We start from the raw sequence: 16,614 nt of genomic DNA, 5'->3' as shown, positions 1-16,614 counted from the left end.
TTCCATTCTATTTATTTAAGTTGACCAACAACTCCTTCACTATTTTATAATCATCGAAGTCCTCCCTAACCCCATTTGTTTCCTGATAGGTCTCGTGGCCTTTGCCAGCAACCAGTATAATATCGTGGGCGGCAGCCAATTGACAGGCGGTTTTAATTGCCTGCTTACGGTTGACGATAGACAGTGTTTTATTTACATTTTGCGCTTCCACACCAGCTTCCATCTCCTCTATAATAATGGTGGGCGACTCCGACCTGGGGTTGTCAGAAGTAAAAATGACCTTGTTACTCAATGTTGTTGCGATATGACCCATAACCGGACGCTTAGACTTATCTCTGTCACCACCACACCCCACGACGGTGATGACATTTTCATTTCCAGTCCTCAATGTATTGATTGTATCAAGTACATTTTTCAAGGCATCCGGTGTATGGGCATAATCAACAATAGCTGTAATTTTTTCTTTAGATATATAATGCTGAAACCTTCCGTCTACATTTTCCAATTCGCTTAGCAGACGAAGAATTTCCAATTTTTCCAACCCCAACAAATCCGCAGTGGCGTAAATTGCCAACATATTATAGGCATTAAAATCCCCTATCAGTTTGGACCAAACCTCATTGTCATCGATCTTCAACAATTGGCCATTGAACTGATTTTCCAATATTTGGGCCCTATAATTGGCATAGGATTTTAAAGCATAGGTATACTTTTTAGCACTGGTATTCTGCAACATTACCAAGCCGTTCTTATCATCGATGTTGGTAAGTGCAAACGCCTTTTTGGGCAACTGGTCGAACAATTTCTTCTTAGTATCCCTATACTCTGCAAAAGTTTTGTGATAATCCAAATGATCGTGGGACAGATTGGTAAAAATAGCTCCTTCAAATACCAGGCCTTCCGTTCTTTTTTGATGTATTCCATGGGAACTGACCTCCATAAAGCAATACTCTACCCCTGCATCGTTCATCAATTGCAGGTGCTTATTGATTGCTAGGGCATCGGGAGTAGTATGGGTGGTGGCATATTCCTTATTATCTACCATTATCTTTATGGTGGATATCAATCCTACCTTAAAACCGGCCTTTTTGAACAATTGATAAAGCAAGCTACTAACAGTGGTTTTCCCATTGGTTCCAGTAACTCCCACCAATCTTAAGTTCTTGGAAGGATTACCATAAAAATTGGATGCCATAATAGCCAAAGCTTTATTGCCGTTATCAACCTCTATATAGGTTACCCCATCGTCCAACTTCTTGGGCAGTTCTTCACAGACAATTGATGTTGCTCCAGATTCAATGGCCATTTCAATGAACTGATGACCATCGGAAACAAGACCTTTTATAGCCACAAAAACATCGTCCTTTCCAACCTTTCGGGAATCAAAACAGATATGGTTCACCATGATGGAGGTAGATCCGCTTACCGCAGATAGACCAACCCCGTACAATATGTCCTTTAGCGTCCTCATGATAGCACCAATACTATTTTATTAACCTTTTTCAGATCTGTTCCCTTGGCAATTGATTGTTTCTTCACCTTTCCGTTCCCCTTCACCTCCACCTCTATTCCCAAGTTTTCAAGGATCGATACGGCATCCATTCCACTCATGCCTTCTACATTGGGGACTTCATTATATTTTTTATTGGAAGCTGCAAAGTATCGTTGAAAGTCTTCTTCCGAGTGCTCGGTTTCCACATCATTAACATCTACCTCATCCACTAAAGGAGAACTTGCATAGATCTTTTGGGCAACCGATTTGAACACCGGACCCGAGACATCGGCTCCATAATAACCCACACTTTTGTCCGGCTCATGAATTACCACAATACAAGAATATTTAGGATCGTCCGCAGGAAAGTAACCCGCAAATGTGGAAATATATTTCATGACCTCCGGATCTTTGGAGACATAATTCTTCTGTGTGGTTCCTGTTTTTCCTGCCATGGAAAAATTGGGCGAATACAGCCCATGCCCGGTACCGTGCTTTTTTTCCACAACATTTTTCAGCAGTTGTTGCACCTTGTGCGCTGTTTCCTTGGAACAGATAGAGGGATTGATAACCTCTTTCTCAAATTTCAAAATAGTCTTATCCCACTCCTTCACCGCTTTTATAAGCCTGGGCTTCAACATTTCCCCGTCATTGGCAATGGCATTGTAAAAAGTTAGGGTCTGCAAAGGCGTAAGCGAAACTTCATACCCATGGGACATCCATGCCAAGGAAACACCGGACCAACCTTTATCCCCAGGATATCGGATTACCGGGGTCCCCTCCCCATTGATCGGCAATCCCAATTCCCTATGAAGGTTCATATTCATTAGACGGTTGACGAATTTTTCCGGATTGTCCTTATAATTGTTATTGATGATTTTTGCAAAAGCGGTATTGGAAGACACCTCAAATGCCTTGGCAGCAGTTATTTTACCATAACCACCGTGCTTGGAATCCCTAACGGTCCTGTTATAGACCTTAAAGGTTCCCTTTTCGGTATCAATGACGGTATTGGTATCTATAACCTTATCTTCCAAGGCTACCACCATGGACATTAACTTAAAAGTTGATCCAGGCTCATGGGACTCCCCAATGGCATAATTCAGTCGCTCATAATATTTACCTTGGCTTGTTCTTCCCAAATTGGAAATGGCCTTGACCTCCCCCGTCCTGGTTTCCATTACGATTACGCAGCCATGTTCCGCGTTATATTTTTCCAACTGCCCCAATAGGGCATGATGAGCAATATCCTGTATATTAATATCGATGGTGGAAACTACATCATAACCATCCTTAGGCTCTACAATATTATCCCAACCAATAGGCTTCCATTGTCCTTTGGCTATTTTTTGCTTTAACCTCTTACCTTCCACTCCTCTCAGATATTGTCCAAAGGCCCCTTCCAGACCAACCCTGGTATAGTACCCGTCCTCATCTACCCTTTCATACCCAACACTCCGCTCCGCAATCTTCCCCAAGGGATGCTCACGTACAATTTTCTGCTCTATAATAAGGCCTCCTTTATACGGACCTTTATTGAAAAGCGGAAATTGTTTTACGGCGACATATTCCGAATAATCCAGATTTCTGGCGATCAAGGCGTATCTATTCTTATTGGCTTTCGCTTTTCTCAACAATTGCTGATAATGGGAAGACGAATTGCCCAACAATTTGGCCAAGGCCTCGGACAAGGGCTTAACATTCTCCTCAAAATCCCTTTTCCCAACTGTTTCCGCATCAAACCGAATAGTATATCTTGAAACCGAGGTTGCCAACAAACTACCATCATCAGAGTATAGATTGCCCCTTTTGGGAGCAATGGTGAACATTTTCTCCGTACGGTCCATAGCCAGTTTTCGATACTTCTCCCCTTCCACCATCTGTATACTGACCAATTTGACCAAAACGGCAATTGCGAACAGGAAAAGGAATCCCGCCACAATATATAATCTGGTCAATATGTTTTTTTCCGTTACAGGCACTATTGTTCGGTTTCGGTTTTAACTTTTATTTTTTTTGGGGGAGTTTCAGACGGAAATAAGCCATCTTGCTCCAAAATTCTCAATACAGTGGACTCCAGTTTTAACTCCTGCATATCGGACCGCACATCCACAAACTCACTTCTCAATTCCTTAACCTGTTCGTCAAGGGCAGCAATTTTATGAACCTTTCCATCGGCACTATGGGAACTGGCAATCATCACCGTTGCCAAAAAGGAAACATAAATGATAAACATCCAGTTCTTGGGAGCTCCTCCGCTCACCAAAAACTTTCCTTTTAAAATATCCAATATCCCGTTTTTCATTACTCAAAAATTATCCAACTTTATACCTTCTTATACTATTGCATTACTGCTCATGCTATTGCGAACAATCCATTTATGCCATATTTCGATCTCAAACCCGCTCCGCAATTCTTAGCTTGGCACTCCTAGCCCTATTGTTCAACTTTATTTCATCCTTGGAAGGAACCACCAAACCTCCAACCTTTTTTAAAGGAACTTCTATGTTACCGTAAAAATCCTTTTCCGGCTCCCCTTCAAACTGTCCTGCCCTAATAAACCTTTTCACCAGTCTATCTTCCAAGGAATGGTAACTTATTACGCTCAACCTCCCCCCTTCGTTCAACAATTCCGGCACCTGTTCCAAAAACTCCTTAATCACTTGTATTTCCTGGTTCACTTCTATCCTTATAGCCTGATAGATCTGTGCCAAAATCTTATGCTCCCTATGCTTTGGTAAATACTGCCCAAGCACTTCTTTCAATTGATCGGTAGTTCTTATCGGTGTATTTTCCCGCTGCCCGATAATGGTTTTTGCCATTGCATTGGCATTTCGCAGGTCTCCATACTCAAAAAGCACCCTCCTCAACTCATCATACCCATAAACATTTACCACATCAAAGGCCGATATCTGGTTCTTTTTGCTCATCCGCATATCCAGATCGGCATCAAAACGGGTAGAAAATCCTCTCTCCGCCTGATCAAATTGATGGGACGACACGCCAAAATCGGCCAAAATCCCATCCACTTTCCTTATGCCATAGAACTTCAAAAATTGTTTTATATATCTAAAATTTTCATTGATCAACTGAAATCGCCCATCATCAATTGCATTGGGCAATGCATCCTCATCCTGATCAAATGCCAACAGTCTTCCATTCTCCCCCAGCCTTTTCAATATCTCCTTGGAGTGTCCGCCTCCACCAAAGGTCACGTCCACATAAACTCCATCCTGTTTTATATTTAGCCCCTCAACGGACTCCGTCAGCAATACTGGATTATGATAGATCATCATCGTCGTCCCCCATTACTTCCTCGGCCAAACTTGCAAAGTCCTCGGCTGTTTCCTCCAATACCTTTTCATAATTGTCCTTATCCCAAATCTCAACAATGTTAATTGCCGAACTCAACACCACCTCTTTTGTAATTCCAGCAACATCCACCAAATTTTTCGGAATCAACAACCTACCGGTAGCATCTATCTCCACCACCTTTACCCCGGCAGAAAACCTTCTTATGAAATCGTTGTTCTTTTTCTTGAACCGGTTCTTTTTGTTCATTTTTTGCATCAGTAAATTCCACTCTGCCATGGGATACAATTCCAAACAGGGTTGAAAAACCGAACGCTTTACCACAAAACCATCATTAATTACGGGAGACATCTGATTTTTGAGCGCCACAGGAAGCATCACCCTTCCCTTAGAATCGGCCTTACAATCATATGTTCCTATGAAATTAATCACTTAAAGTAGCTGGTTTTTAATTTAATAACTCAAATATATAGAAATTATTACCACAATTTACCACAAAATACCACTTTGTTAATAAAATACCTACTTTATCGACCAATGACACCCAATTACGCCTTAAAAATTCCACCGAGCCACCACAGCAACAAAACTTTCAACAAAAAATTTATCATTAAATATCACCGTTCCTAAAACTTGTCTATACTTGCATAATAATGAAATGCCTATATTTGCCAACTAAGATCAGAAGCTATCCTTAATGGAAAAAAAGATAATTAAAGAGGGGAAATACCGATATATTGAAATGGGCGAAGGAACGCCTATTATAATATTACACGGTCTTATGGGGGGATTGAGTAATTTTCACGGGGTCATGAATTATTTTCCACCCAAAGGCTATAAGGTATTGGTGCCCGAGCTTCCTATTTACGACATGCCTTTGCTAAAAACAAATGTAAAGAGCTTTGCCAAATTCCTGGAAGGGTTTATAGAACACAAAGGCCTTAAAGATGTAATTCTACTGGGGAATTCCCTAGGGGGACATATTGGTCTCCTCCACACAAAATTGTACCCCAAAAAAGTAAAGGCACTAGTCATCACAGGTAGTTCCGGACTATACGAAAGTGCCATGGGAGATGGTTATCCCAAGCGTGGCGACTATGAATTTATTAAAAAGAAAGCCCAGGACGTATTTTATGATCCTGAAGTAGCTACCAAGGAAATTGTGGACGAAGTATTTGCTACGGTAAACGATCGTATTAAGCTGGTAAAAACGCTGGCCATCGCAAAAAGTGCCATTAGGCACAACATGTCCAAAGATTTGCCACATATGTTGACCCCTACCTGTATTATATGGGGAAAAAACGACAGTGTAACGCCTCCCAATGTAGCTGAAGAATTCCATTCACTGCTTCCTGATTCCGATTTGTACTGGATAGAGAAGTGCGGGCATGCCCCAATGATGGAACATCCTGAGGAATTCAACACTGTCCTGGACGCCTGGCTGCAGAAACGAAATTTCTAAACCAGTCAATACCAATAACCTATAAAAGCGAACCAATGAAAATTAAGTCGGCCGACTTTGTTATGAGCAATTCCAACGTAGCAAATTGCCCTAAGGACCATTTGCCGGAATATGCATTTATTGGTCGCTCCAATGTTGGCAAGTCCTCCTTGATCAACATGCTGACCCAGAGAAAAAATTTGGCCAAAACTTCGGGCAGACCTGGAAAGACACAGCTTATAAACCATTTTAAAATAAACGAAAATTGGTTTTTGGTAGATTTACCCGGCTATGGCTATGCCCGTGTATCCAAAAAAGACAAAAAAACCTTTCAAAAATATATCACCGATTACTTTATTGAGCGTCAGCAATTGGTATGTGCATTTGTTCTGATCGATATAAGACATGAACCCCAAAAAGTGGACATGGAATTTTTGGAATGGATGGGGGAAAACCAGATTCCTTTTTGTATGATTTTCACCAAGGCGGATAAATTGAAACCAAAGGCCATAGAAAATCACGTCAATGCCTATATTAAGGAATTATTGGATGGAGTTTGGGAAGAGGCCCCCAATTATTTTGTTACCTCCTCCAGCAATGGCATGGGCCAAGAAGAATTGCTCGGTTTTATTGATGAATTAAATACCAACTTCTTCAAGACAGTAACCTAGATTTACTTGGCGTTTACCGATGTCTTTATTTGTGCCAACTTGGTCTGAACGGTCAGAATAAGATCCTCCTGACTTTCCATGGCATTGATCTCCGCTTTACGTATAAACCCTGTAAGTTTACCCGCTTTTAAAAAGAACACCTGCGGAAAGGCTTCTTTGTTCTGTTCTTCTTGCGAATACCGTTTTTTAAACTCGTCCCTGTGAAGAAATTCCATATCCACACCGGCATGCCGCCTAAATTCCTTCCATTTCTTATTTTCGGAAAAAAAGCCATAGGTTATGGCGCACAGCTTACAATCGTACGAATTGGGATCCAAGGTTTTATGGATACTGTCCAAAAGGGCATTGCCATATCCAGAATTGGCATTATACACGAACACAAGTCGCTCCGCTTGATTACCATCCATCATTTTAAATTAAGAATTGTTGTTACCAACTTAGTCGGCCAACATCTAAAATACTTAATGGAATAGTGGTTGAAAACACCTGGAAGGGTAAACAACCCATATGCCACTTACTTTTTCAACTCCAATTTTTCGGCAAAATAATCGCAAAAATCTTTCATCGTTGCCGTCATTTTTTCATCTTGGGTAGCCTTCATGAAAGTATCGGACAGGGAAACCAATGTTTGATGAAAAAACACTTTCATTTCATCGACCGGCATATCCTTTGTCCATAGATCAATCTTTAATGATTCCTGGTTTTTACTATCCCATACGGACAGGAGCATTGCTTTGGCTTTTTCATTATCTATACCACCATCCTGGGCAGACCATGTCAATTCCTCAGGAACCCTATTCTCATCCAATCCAACTTTTAATGTAATTTCTGATGTATGTAGTTTTGCCATTACTTTTTTTGATATGTTTGATCTTCTACAGTTTTCTGGGCTTATATCCCGATCTTTTAAACAATTCCTCTTCAGGTAAGTTCAACATTTCCTGTAAGGTAATATTATTATTGCCCATGAAGGCTTTTACTATTTGCCAGCCAATATAACGCCCTATTTTACCTGGAGATTCATTATCCAATTCCAGTTCAAACTTTGAAAAAGGGGCCGGGTCCAAAAATTTTGGCCCCAATTTACTATTGGTACTGTACAACAATTCGCGTTCTATGAAATAACGCCAAATCTGTTCTTCGTTGACATTCGCCCATTCCAATTCCTCCGGGGCATAACCAATTATGACCGCTTCATTTTTCCGAGGCATAAGCTGCTGCATTAAATACAGCTCTTTCCCGTAATAAACAAGTTGTGACAAAAAAGTGCGGTCACGTGGTTGCACTACCACTGTTTTGGCAAACGCGCTTGCCATATCCCGGGTCATATATTGTTTATCCAAATCGTTGGCGATATATTTGGAAATACCCTGATAAAACTTATGGGAACTTCCCAAATAATTATCGAGACCAATAAGAAGTAGGCTATCCGTTAAAATTATCCTGTTGTTGTAATCCACTTCCGAGGTAACCGTAACAACCTTTGGTACCGTATAATCCGGGAAATAATATTTTATATACCTAAACAACCACTCTACATCTTCCTTTTCACTTACAAAGTCGGGAAAGGACTTCCCTACCTCCTCCATAACTTCCAATTGCAGGGAATCCTGCAATTTGGCTACCCAAACACTATCCGAATACATCGCAGGAAAAAGATATGGGTACTTTTCTTTTAAAATCGGAATATCCCCAGGCTCCGCTTGGGCAAATTCCCTATCGAACCGAAAAACCTTTACATCTACGTTTATTTTAGCAACCTCATCGGCCACTTTATCGCTACCCTCACAACTGCTAAAAATAAAAATTGGAAGAAAAATGAGTAAAAGTACCTTTCGCATGCTAAAGTAATTGGGTTAATGTTTTAAATATTAAATTCTAGGCTTTATTTTTACCGTGCAAAGTTAAGTTTTTAAACCTTATAAATTGTTCAGATGCAGACCGAAAAAGTTATAGACTATATTGTGACCTGGTTACGGGATTATGCCAATAATGCAAATATAAAAGGATTTACAATAGGAATTTCGGGAGGTATAGATTCTGCGGTAACTTCAACCCTATGTGCCAGAACCGGCCTACAACTTTTATGTCTGGAAATGCCCATTCATCAGGCCGAAAACCAAGTTACCCGTGCATCCAACCATATTAAATGGCTTAAAAAGCAATATCCCAATGTTGAAAGACTGGAGGTAAACCTTACGCCCACTTTTAATAGTTTGGTGGAGGCACTGCCTGCCGTTGAAAATGAGGAAGACCGATTTATGTCCTTGGCGAATACCAGGGCCAGGTTGAGGATGACCACCTTATATTACTTTGCCGCATTGAACAAACTATTGGTGGCAGGAACCGGTAATAAAGTGGAAGATTTTGGCGTTGGCTTCTACACCAAATACGGGGATGGCGGTGTAGACTTAAGTCCGATCGCCGATCTACTTAAAACCGAAGTATACGAAATTGCCAAGTTCCTTGGTATTAATGAGGACATTATAAAGGCTGCGCCTACAGATGGCCTGTGGGGCGATGACAGAACCGACGAAGACCAAATAGGAGCTAGCTATCCAGAATTGGAATGGGCCATGCAAATGGAAGAAAAAGGAAAACTGGAAACGGATTTTTCCGATAGGCAAAAAGAAGTTTTTCAGATTTACAAAAGATTTAACCGCGCAAACAAACATAAGATGGTTCCTATTCCCGTTTGCGAAATACCAAATTCGCTAAAATGAACCTCTCACCTAAGAACCAAGTGATTAAATCGAAAAAACATGCAAAAATTTTTAATATTCATTAAAAAAATCAAGCTTTGCTTATTCAATTAGATATTTTAACCCTACATTGCATGTCAGTATTTTTAGACATGATTATTGATGTTGAAATCTAGAAAAATAACCTAAAATGATCAAAATATTAATTGCTGATAATCATCCTATAGTTCGGATGGGTGTAAAACAAGTCTTGGAGTCGGTTTCCGATATTCAAGTAATCGCCGATGCATCTACAACCACGGAATTATTCAAAAAACTGGAGCTTTTTACCCCAGACGTAATTCTATTGGAAATGGACATCCCCGAAATTAATGGTATTGCAACCCTTAGAAGAATAAAAAAGGAGTATCCCAATATTCGAGTTTTGATCTACAGCGGTCAGTCTGAGGATGTTTATGCACTAAGTACCATCCGTGCCGGAGCCTTTGGCTACTTGTCCAAAACATCGGATATAGATTATATTATCAGTGCTATAAGAAAAGTTAGCGAAGGCAATATGTTTATTACCAACGAACTGGCGCAACGTCTTGCCTTTGATGAAGGCACACAAAAACCAAGAAGGTTCTTTAGAAAGCTTTCCACTAGGGAAGTTGAAGTCCTTAAACTCTTGGCAAGCGGGAAGCGAAATAAGGAAGTAGCATTGGGCCTTGATCTCAATGAAAAAACCGTTAGCACCTATAAGGCACGTTTAATGCGTAAACTAAATGTTGACAACTTAGTGGATTTACTACAGCAGGCCAAAGCTCTGGAACTGTACTAGATATAATATAACCAATCAAGAACAAAAAAGACGGTTTGCCTACCTTATAGGACTTCCGTCTTTTTTTTATTGTATTCCTTATACTTAAGAAAGAACCCTGTTAAGTTTTTTGTTCAACAATACATTCAGCTGTATATAGTTCATAATCTCTTCCATGATTTCCATATTTCCTTCCTGATTATTCAAGGTATTTTCCTGAAGGGAGCCTATCCTCTTTTTGATCAAATAGCATCGCAGGGTTAAAATGGTTTCGCTCACCAACTGGGAAATGCCTACTTTTTTATCTTTTGGATATATATCCTTTCGCTCCCACTGATGCAGAACGTACTTTTCCTCTTCCATTAAAATAGAGGAAATTTCCGATGCCAGCTCTTGGTCCAAATTTGCTATAAAAGTGGTAATGGAAAACATTTCCTTCTCATTCAGGTCTTCCATCAATCTATAGTAGATATTTCTGAACTGCTCATTTGCCAGCTCAATTTCATCATCTTGGAGATCCAGGTAAATCTTTTCGTATACTTTGGCATCCAAGGACTCGGGCTCCAGTTCCAAATCGCCCTTTTCATTTTCCTTTAAAACCAGGTCCTCAAATTGTTGCTCCAAATCCCCATACAGCAGCAACATCTCTATGATTTTACGTTCCAGTTCATATTGTACGTCTACCTTTTGCCGTAAAGGTTCGTTTTTTACCACGTCAAAAGCCTGTTGCTCCTGTTTCACCTTTTTATTGGCGTCCGCTACATCTTTTTTTCCAATCTGAGCTAGGGTGTTGAACAGAACAGCCTCGGAAATATTCATAATCTGCGCACACTCCTGTATATATATTTCCTTTTGTATCCTATCCGGAATCTTAGAGATACTGTTAACTATATCCCTTACCGTATCGGCCCTTTTAATAGGGTCGTTAGCCGCTTCCTCTACCAACAGGGATGCCTTGAATTGAATAAAGTCTTTTGAATTTTCTTGAAGATATAATACTACATCCTCATAATCATTGTTCTTGGAAAAACTATCCGGGTCTTCCCCTTCAGGAAAAGTACACACCTTTACGTTCATTCCCTGTTCCAGGATGAGGTCTATCCCCCTGAGGGATGCCCGTAACCCTGCTGCATCCCCATCGAACAAAACCGTTATATTCTTGGTGAGCCTATTGATCAATCTGATCTGATCTGAGGTCAAGGCCGTTCCACTGGAAGAGACTACATTGTGAATACCGCGTTGGTACATCTGAATAACATCCGTATATCCTTCTACCAAGTAACAATTATCTTCCTTGGCAATGGCCTGTTTTGCAAAGTAGATACCGTACAACACCTTGCTTTTGTGGTAGATGTCGCTTTCAGGAGAGTTTAAGTACTTGGCTGCCTTTTTATCATTGGTCAATATTCTACCTCCAAAACCGAGTACCCTACCGCTCATACTGTGTATAGGAAACATTACACGCCCTTTAAAACGATCAAAAGTCTTTTTGTTATCCCTATCGGCAGCATCTTCCTTGACAATGGTAAGGCCTGTTTTCTCCAAATAATCCAATTGATATCCCTTACCAAGGGCGGCTTTGGTAAAACCGTCCCATTGATCCAGACAATAGCCCAGATCAAACTTCCTTATGGTATCATCCGTAAATCCACGTTCCTTAAAATAGCTTAAACCAATAGCCTTGCCCTGTTCCCTTTCCCACAAAACCTCCGAAAAGTATTTTTGTGCATATTCGGAAACCAAATACATACTTTCACGTTCATTGGTCTGCTCTTTTTGCTCGTTGCTCAGCTCGGTCTCCTCGATTTCAATATTATACTTTCTGGCCAAATATTTAATAGCCTCCGGATATGAAAAGTGTTCGTGCTCCATAAGAAAGGCTACAACGTTCCCTCCCTTGCCGCTACTAAAATCCTTCCATATCTGTTTTACTGGCGAAACCATGAAACTGGGGCTGCGCTCATCCGTAAACGGACTTAATCCCTTGAAGTTGGAGCCCGATTTCTTTAATTGCACAAAATCCCCGATCACCTCCTCCAAACGGGCCGTTTCATATACTTTGTCTATGGTGGATTTCGAAATCAATCTTTACATTTTTAAGCAGGCTAAAGATAGTACTTTAGGGGCTGTTGAAAAAAGGAAAAGCCATGCTTATAACATAAATATTAATTAAATTGCGATTTTCATTTAGAAGTATAAACAAATAGGAAATGATATTATTTCTAGGAACCAAACCCGGAAAAACAACTTCAACATTGCTTCAAAACGTTGCTTGTCCCTATTGTGAAAACAAGGACACCTTAACAGCGGTAACAAGTACAACTTATTTCCACCTGTTTTGGATTTCCCTTTTTAAAGTGGGTACCCATACTACCATTAGCTGTTCCCATTGTAAAAGAACTTATTTCCAGGATGAATTTACGGAAGAAATGCAACACAGTATTCAAACCACCTTAAGCATAGGACCAAAAAACTAAAATCGCACTGTTTTACAAATCAAATCGCAAGCCCAAAGAGATGTTGTGCTGTTCTACAAGGGCATTGTTAAAAATAGGGTTCAAATCATACTTCACATAAATCAATGCCTCACCAACCCCAGTATAAGCACTTAACCCATAGACAAAATCGTTGGTATTATAATCCCTTTTAAATTTATCCTTCACCCGATTCCCATCCCTATTATATTTTAGTTTTTGGCGACTACCAATATTAAATCCTGCGTACCCCCCCAAACCAAGCCTAAATTGTTTGTGTAGGGAATACCGAATGGTTTTATCGGTCGTCTTTTTACGAGAGGGGCCAAATTCCAGATGAACGGGAAAAACCAAATTATCCATTCTGAATTTGGACTTGTCCAAATCATATTCAAATTCCTCCAACATGGTTTGGTCGCCGCTGGACACGAAGTAGTTGTTCCCCTTTGGCTTAAGCCCATTGAACTGAAAGGAAACTCCATAATTAAACCTTACTAAATTGGTGTTTTTAAACACCCTAGTCCGCCAGGCATAGCCCAATTCAAAGAACCTACTCCCTCCAACCTTATAGGGTGTGTCCTGTAAAGATTCACCATCTATCAATGCATTGTTCAGGCCTACGGCAATTATAAGGCTGGAATAGGTACGGAGATCATATTTTTCCTTATGTTGGTTTCCAGAATTCACCTTAACGCCAAAAATCTTGTCGCCCCCCTCTTCTTCGGCACCAAAACCTATCACAATCCTCTCCATATCCATATTTAAATCCAATTCCCCGTTTCGCTTCAGCAAATCAATATAGTTATCTATAATAACCAATTTGTTTTCTATGTTTCTAGCATGATTGTCCGCAGCCTTTCTTTTGAGTATATCCGCTTCCTCCCTATTTAATCCTCCATTATCCATCCGTTTGTTGATTTGCTCTACTTCCAATTTCAGTGCCTCCCTTTCCGAGTTTTTAATCGCCTCCTTTTTCCTCTCCAGTTCTTCTATTTTATAATTCCTTACATCCACATCCTGGGCCGGTAAATTTTCAGCGCATAATAAAACTAACAATACCACTAGGTACAACGTCAATGTTCTCATAATAAATTTTGATTTGGTTATCCCTGGCCCCGCACTCCTAGAGGAGCGGGGCTAAGGATATTGATTAATGATTGATGAATTTTTATTTATTTCTTGTAGCTACAGCTGTCCTTACTTTTATGTATCCCGCCTTCAGGATTTCAAACAATTGCTCACGGGAATTTTGATCCAATTCACCTTCAACATCGGCAAGTAGGGCCATGGCATCCACGGAGTGACCCTCCAAATACTTACTTTCCGCAAACAGCTCTTTCTGCGCTTGTTTTAATAAGGAATCCACTTCCGCATCGGTAAGGGAGATATCAGTCCGTTCCATGAGATCTACCTGTTCAACTACCTCAATAATTTTAGCATTGATAAGGGAATCCTGACCATTCCATTCTTTTTCAACCAATTTGGTCTCTCTGTGTTCCACACCCCTAACTAGCTTCTCATTTTTTTCCTGAGCTGTAATTGGGGTATGGGCTATGCTGGGTACAATTTTATTGGCCGTTTTATTGGTTTTTTCCACAAGCACGTCGGAAGGTTTTTTGGTTGTAGCCACTTCTCTGTTCCCTTCAACACCTATATTATTGGGAAGGGTCGCGGGAGCCCCCTTAACCACTGGGGCGGGAGCGCTTACCGTTTTAATATCCTCCTTTTTCATTACCCTATTACGGTTTATGTAAACCATGGACACAATCAATAATCCAATAATGGCGGCAGCTATGCCCAACCGGAAGAATTTTGTTTTCATATTACCTCTCCCCTTGGAAGACAATTGGCTAGATAACTGATCCCAAGCTCTATCCGAAGGTGCTATTTCCCTTTTATCCAATTCCTCCTTAATATGTTCCTCAAATTTTAATGGTGCCATATTACCTAATCTTTTTTTCTTACCTGGAACTTCAATTGCCGCTCCCCTTTGTTTTATTTCGCACCCCTAGCTCACTTAACTTATCCCGTAACACCTTACGTGCCTTAAATAATTGTGACTTGGACGTACTTTCCGTAACCTGTAAAATATCTGCTATTTCCCTATGGCTATACCCCTCTACGGCATACATAATAAAAACCATTTTATATCCATCCGGCAAGGCGTCGATCAACAATTGAATTTCTTCCACATCCAAATAGGAGGTTGCTGAAATCTGGTTAGCTGCACTCCTCTCATACAGTTCGTCATCATAAACAACGGGTTGATTCTTTCTAAGGTAGGTAATGGACTCCCGTATCATTATTTTTCTGATCCACCCCTCAAAACTCCCTTCATTCCTAAACGAATCCAAATTTTTGAACACCTTAACAAATCCATCTACCATTACATCTTCCGCAAACTGGAGATCCTTAATATATTGTCTACAAACACTCAGCATCCTAGGCGCGTATTTGTTGTACAACCACTTTTGCGCTTCCCCGTTCCCGGATTTGGCCTTCTTGAGCAGTAACTTTTCGTTATTGTAAAAGGATATTATTTTCAACTCCAAAAATTTGTCTGTTATAAAGATAGACGACTATTTACACAGAATAGTTGCCCAGGATCCTGAGAAAATTTAAAATAAAAAGTAAGGTGTTGAATTACAGTGGGTTAAATTTACTTCTTTCGATCTACCACGTAATTTACCATAAGTTCCAGCGAACTTTTATATTCTGAATCCGGGTAAGTATCCAATAAGGCCAACGCTTCTTCCTTATAGGCCAGCATTTTTTTTACGGCGTATTCAAGACCGCCGTTCACCTTTACAAAGGCGATGACTTCCTTGACCCGTTTTTTATCCTTATTATGGTTCTTTATGGAATTGATCAACCATTTTTTTTCGGCTTTGGTACACTTATTCAACACGAATATAAGTGGAAGGGTCATTTTTTGTTCCTTGATATCGATCCCTGTAGGTTTCCCGATTCTCTCTTCCCCGTAATCGAAAAGGTCATCCTTTATCTGAAAGGCCATCCCAATAAGCTCCCCAAACTTTCTGAACTTCTCCACATCATCGGAATCCGGTTTAACGGAACAGGCCCCCAAACTACAGCATGCTGCAATCAAGGTTGCCGTCTTCTGCCTAATAATGTCGTAATACACCTCCTCGGTAATATCCAAACGCCTTGCTTTCTCAATTTGCAACAATTCTCCCTCACTCATTTCACGAACGGCGACAGAAATAATCCTAAGAAGATCAAAATCGCCATTATCTATGGACAAAAGAAGTCCTTTTGAGAGAAGATAGTCGCCTACCAAAACGGCAATTTTATTTTTCCATAAAGCATTTACAGAGAAAAAACCGCGACGTTTATTGCTATCGTCCACCACGTCGTCGTGGACCAAGGTAGCGGTATGTATCAGTTCTATGACCGATGCCCCCCTATAGGTCCGTTCATTTACCTCCCCTTTATTCAACAACTTAGCGGTAAGAAAGACGAACATTGGGCGCATCTGCTTCCCCTTTCGATTAACGATATAGTAAGTAATCCTGTTTAACAAGGCAACCTTGGAAGACATGGATTCATAAAACTTTTTTTCAAAAAGTTCCATTTCCTGATTAATCGGTTCCTTTATTTGGGATACAATTTTCAAGGGATAGTTTAGGCTATTTTGGATTGCTAGTTCTGTTGCGTAAAATTAGGTAAAAAAACATAGTAATTATCAGCCAACCGTGGTAA

Annotated in this window: 18 protein-coding genes; 5 read left to right on the top strand and 13 right to left on the bottom strand. The window is 40.3% G+C overall.

The window, feature by feature from the left end:
- Positions 1 to 7: 7 nt before the first annotated feature.
- From C7972_RS07645 to mraZ, 5 genes are all read right to left on the bottom strand, one after another.
- The gene (locus C7972_RS07645) at positions 8 to 1,471 is read right to left on the bottom strand and encodes a UDP-N-acetylmuramoyl-L-alanyl-D-glutamate--2,6-diaminopimelate ligase (RefSeq protein ID WP_110355630.1); all 1,464 of its coding nucleotides are present in this window, start codon (positions 1,469 to 1,471) and stop codon (positions 8 to 10) included.
- On the bottom strand, positions 1,468 to 3,474 hold the full coding sequence (locus tag C7972_RS07640; protein WP_110355629.1) for a penicillin-binding protein: 2,007 nt from the start codon (positions 3,472 to 3,474) through the stop codon (positions 1,468 to 1,470). Before C7972_RS07640 ends, C7972_RS07645 begins: the two co-directional genes overlap by 4 nt.
- Complete coding sequence (locus C7972_RS07635; RefSeq protein WP_110355628.1) at positions 3,474 to 3,797, bottom strand: FtsL-like putative cell division protein; 324 nt, start codon at positions 3,795 to 3,797, stop codon at positions 3,474 to 3,476. The genes C7972_RS07640 and C7972_RS07635 overlap by 1 nt, the downstream gene beginning before the upstream one ends.
- Before the next feature lie 91 nt (positions 3,798 to 3,888).
- A complete protein-coding gene (gene rsmH, locus C7972_RS07630) occupies positions 3,889 to 4,785 on the bottom strand; it encodes a 16S rRNA (cytosine(1402)-N(4))-methyltransferase RsmH (protein WP_110355829.1) in 897 nt (298 codons plus the stop codon).
- Entirely contained in the window at positions 4,772 to 5,236 is a 465-nt protein-coding gene (gene mraZ, locus C7972_RS07625) for a division/cell wall cluster transcriptional repressor MraZ (protein ID WP_031442632.1), read from the bottom strand. Before mraZ ends, rsmH begins: the two co-directional genes overlap by 14 nt.
- 265 nt (positions 5,237 to 5,501) lie before the next feature.
- Here mraZ and C7972_RS07620 point away from each other — a divergent pair, with 265 nt between their 5' ends.
- Positions 5,502 to 6,266: an alpha/beta fold hydrolase gene (locus C7972_RS07620; protein ID WP_110355627.1), complete on the top strand. Its 765-nt coding sequence runs from the start codon at positions 5,502 to 5,504 to the stop codon at positions 6,264 to 6,266.
- 35 nt (positions 6,267 to 6,301) lie between these two features.
- A complete protein-coding gene (gene yihA / locus C7972_RS07615) occupies positions 6,302 to 6,916 on the top strand; it encodes a ribosome biogenesis GTP-binding protein YihA/YsxC (RefSeq protein ID WP_110355626.1) in 615 nt (204 codons plus the stop codon).
- 2 nt (positions 6,917 to 6,918) lie between these two features.
- On the opposite strand, the gene C7972_RS07610 is transcribed toward yihA, so the two are convergent.
- The 3 genes from C7972_RS07610 to gldB all read right to left on the bottom strand — a co-directional run bounded on the left by C7972_RS07610 (position 6,919) and on the right by gldB (position 8,757).
- Entirely contained in the window at positions 6,919 to 7,326 is a 408-nt protein-coding gene (locus C7972_RS07610; protein ID WP_110355625.1) for a GTPase, read from the bottom strand.
- Between the two features lie 104 nt (positions 7,327 to 7,430).
- Positions 7,431 to 7,766: a gliding motility protein GldC gene (gldC, locus tag C7972_RS07605; RefSeq protein WP_110355624.1), complete on the bottom strand. Its 336-nt coding sequence runs from the start codon at positions 7,764 to 7,766 to the stop codon at positions 7,431 to 7,433.
- 25 nt (positions 7,767 to 7,791) lie between these two features.
- On the bottom strand, positions 7,792 to 8,757 hold the full coding sequence (gene gldB / locus C7972_RS07600) for a gliding motility lipoprotein GldB (RefSeq protein WP_110355623.1): 966 nt from the start codon (positions 8,755 to 8,757) through the stop codon (positions 7,792 to 7,794).
- A 93-nt stretch (positions 8,758 to 8,850) separates the two neighbouring features.
- On the opposite strand from gldB, the gene nadE reads away from it, so the two are divergent.
- On the top strand, positions 8,851 to 9,639 hold the full coding sequence (gene nadE, locus C7972_RS07595) for an NAD(+) synthase (protein WP_110355622.1): 789 nt from the start codon (positions 8,851 to 8,853) through the stop codon (positions 9,637 to 9,639).
- A gap of 169 nt (positions 9,640 to 9,808) precedes the next feature.
- Complete coding sequence (locus C7972_RS07590; RefSeq protein ID WP_110355621.1) at positions 9,809 to 10,438, top strand: response regulator transcription factor; 630 nt, start codon at positions 9,809 to 9,811, stop codon at positions 10,436 to 10,438.
- An 84-nt stretch (positions 10,439 to 10,522) separates the two neighbouring features.
- Here the strand turns inward: C7972_RS07590 and dnaG are convergent, their stop codons facing one another.
- Complete coding sequence (gene dnaG / locus C7972_RS07585; protein ID WP_110355620.1) at positions 10,523 to 12,502, bottom strand: DNA primase; 1,980 nt, start codon at positions 12,500 to 12,502, stop codon at positions 10,523 to 10,525.
- A gap of 125 nt (positions 12,503 to 12,627) precedes the next feature.
- Between dnaG and C7972_RS07580 the strand changes: the two genes are divergently transcribed.
- Positions 12,628 to 12,894: a zinc-ribbon domain-containing protein gene (locus C7972_RS07580; protein ID WP_110355619.1), complete on the top strand. Its 267-nt coding sequence runs from the start codon at positions 12,628 to 12,630 to the stop codon at positions 12,892 to 12,894.
- A gap of 12 nt (positions 12,895 to 12,906) precedes the next feature.
- On the opposite strand, the gene C7972_RS07575 is transcribed toward C7972_RS07580, so the two are convergent.
- From C7972_RS07575 to C7972_RS07560, 4 genes are all read right to left on the bottom strand, one after another.
- On the bottom strand, positions 12,907 to 13,977 hold the full coding sequence (locus C7972_RS07575; RefSeq protein WP_110355618.1) for a hypothetical protein: 1,071 nt from the start codon (positions 13,975 to 13,977) through the stop codon (positions 12,907 to 12,909).
- 82 nt (positions 13,978 to 14,059) lie between these two features.
- Complete coding sequence (locus C7972_RS07570; protein ID WP_110355617.1) at positions 14,060 to 14,833, bottom strand: hypothetical protein; 774 nt, start codon at positions 14,831 to 14,833, stop codon at positions 14,060 to 14,062.
- A gap of 31 nt (positions 14,834 to 14,864) precedes the next feature.
- Positions 14,865 to 15,437 carry an RNA polymerase sigma factor gene (locus tag C7972_RS07565; protein WP_110355828.1) on the bottom strand — a complete coding sequence of 191 codons (573 nt, stop codon included), beginning with the start codon at positions 15,435 to 15,437 and terminating at the stop codon, positions 14,865 to 14,867.
- 113 nt (positions 15,438 to 15,550) lie between these two features.
- Entirely contained in the window at positions 15,551 to 16,528 is a 978-nt protein-coding gene (locus C7972_RS07560) for a polyprenyl synthetase family protein (RefSeq protein WP_110355616.1), read from the bottom strand.
- Between the last annotated feature and the right edge of the window lie 86 nt (positions 16,529 to 16,614).

The organism is Arenibacter sp. ARW7G5Y1 (assembly GCF_003201775.1).
Classification (GTDB): Bacteria; Bacteroidota; Bacteroidia; order Flavobacteriales; family Flavobacteriaceae; genus Arenibacter.
Note: the sequence above shows the minus strand (reverse complement) of the source record. Positions and strands in the feature narration are given on the sequence as shown.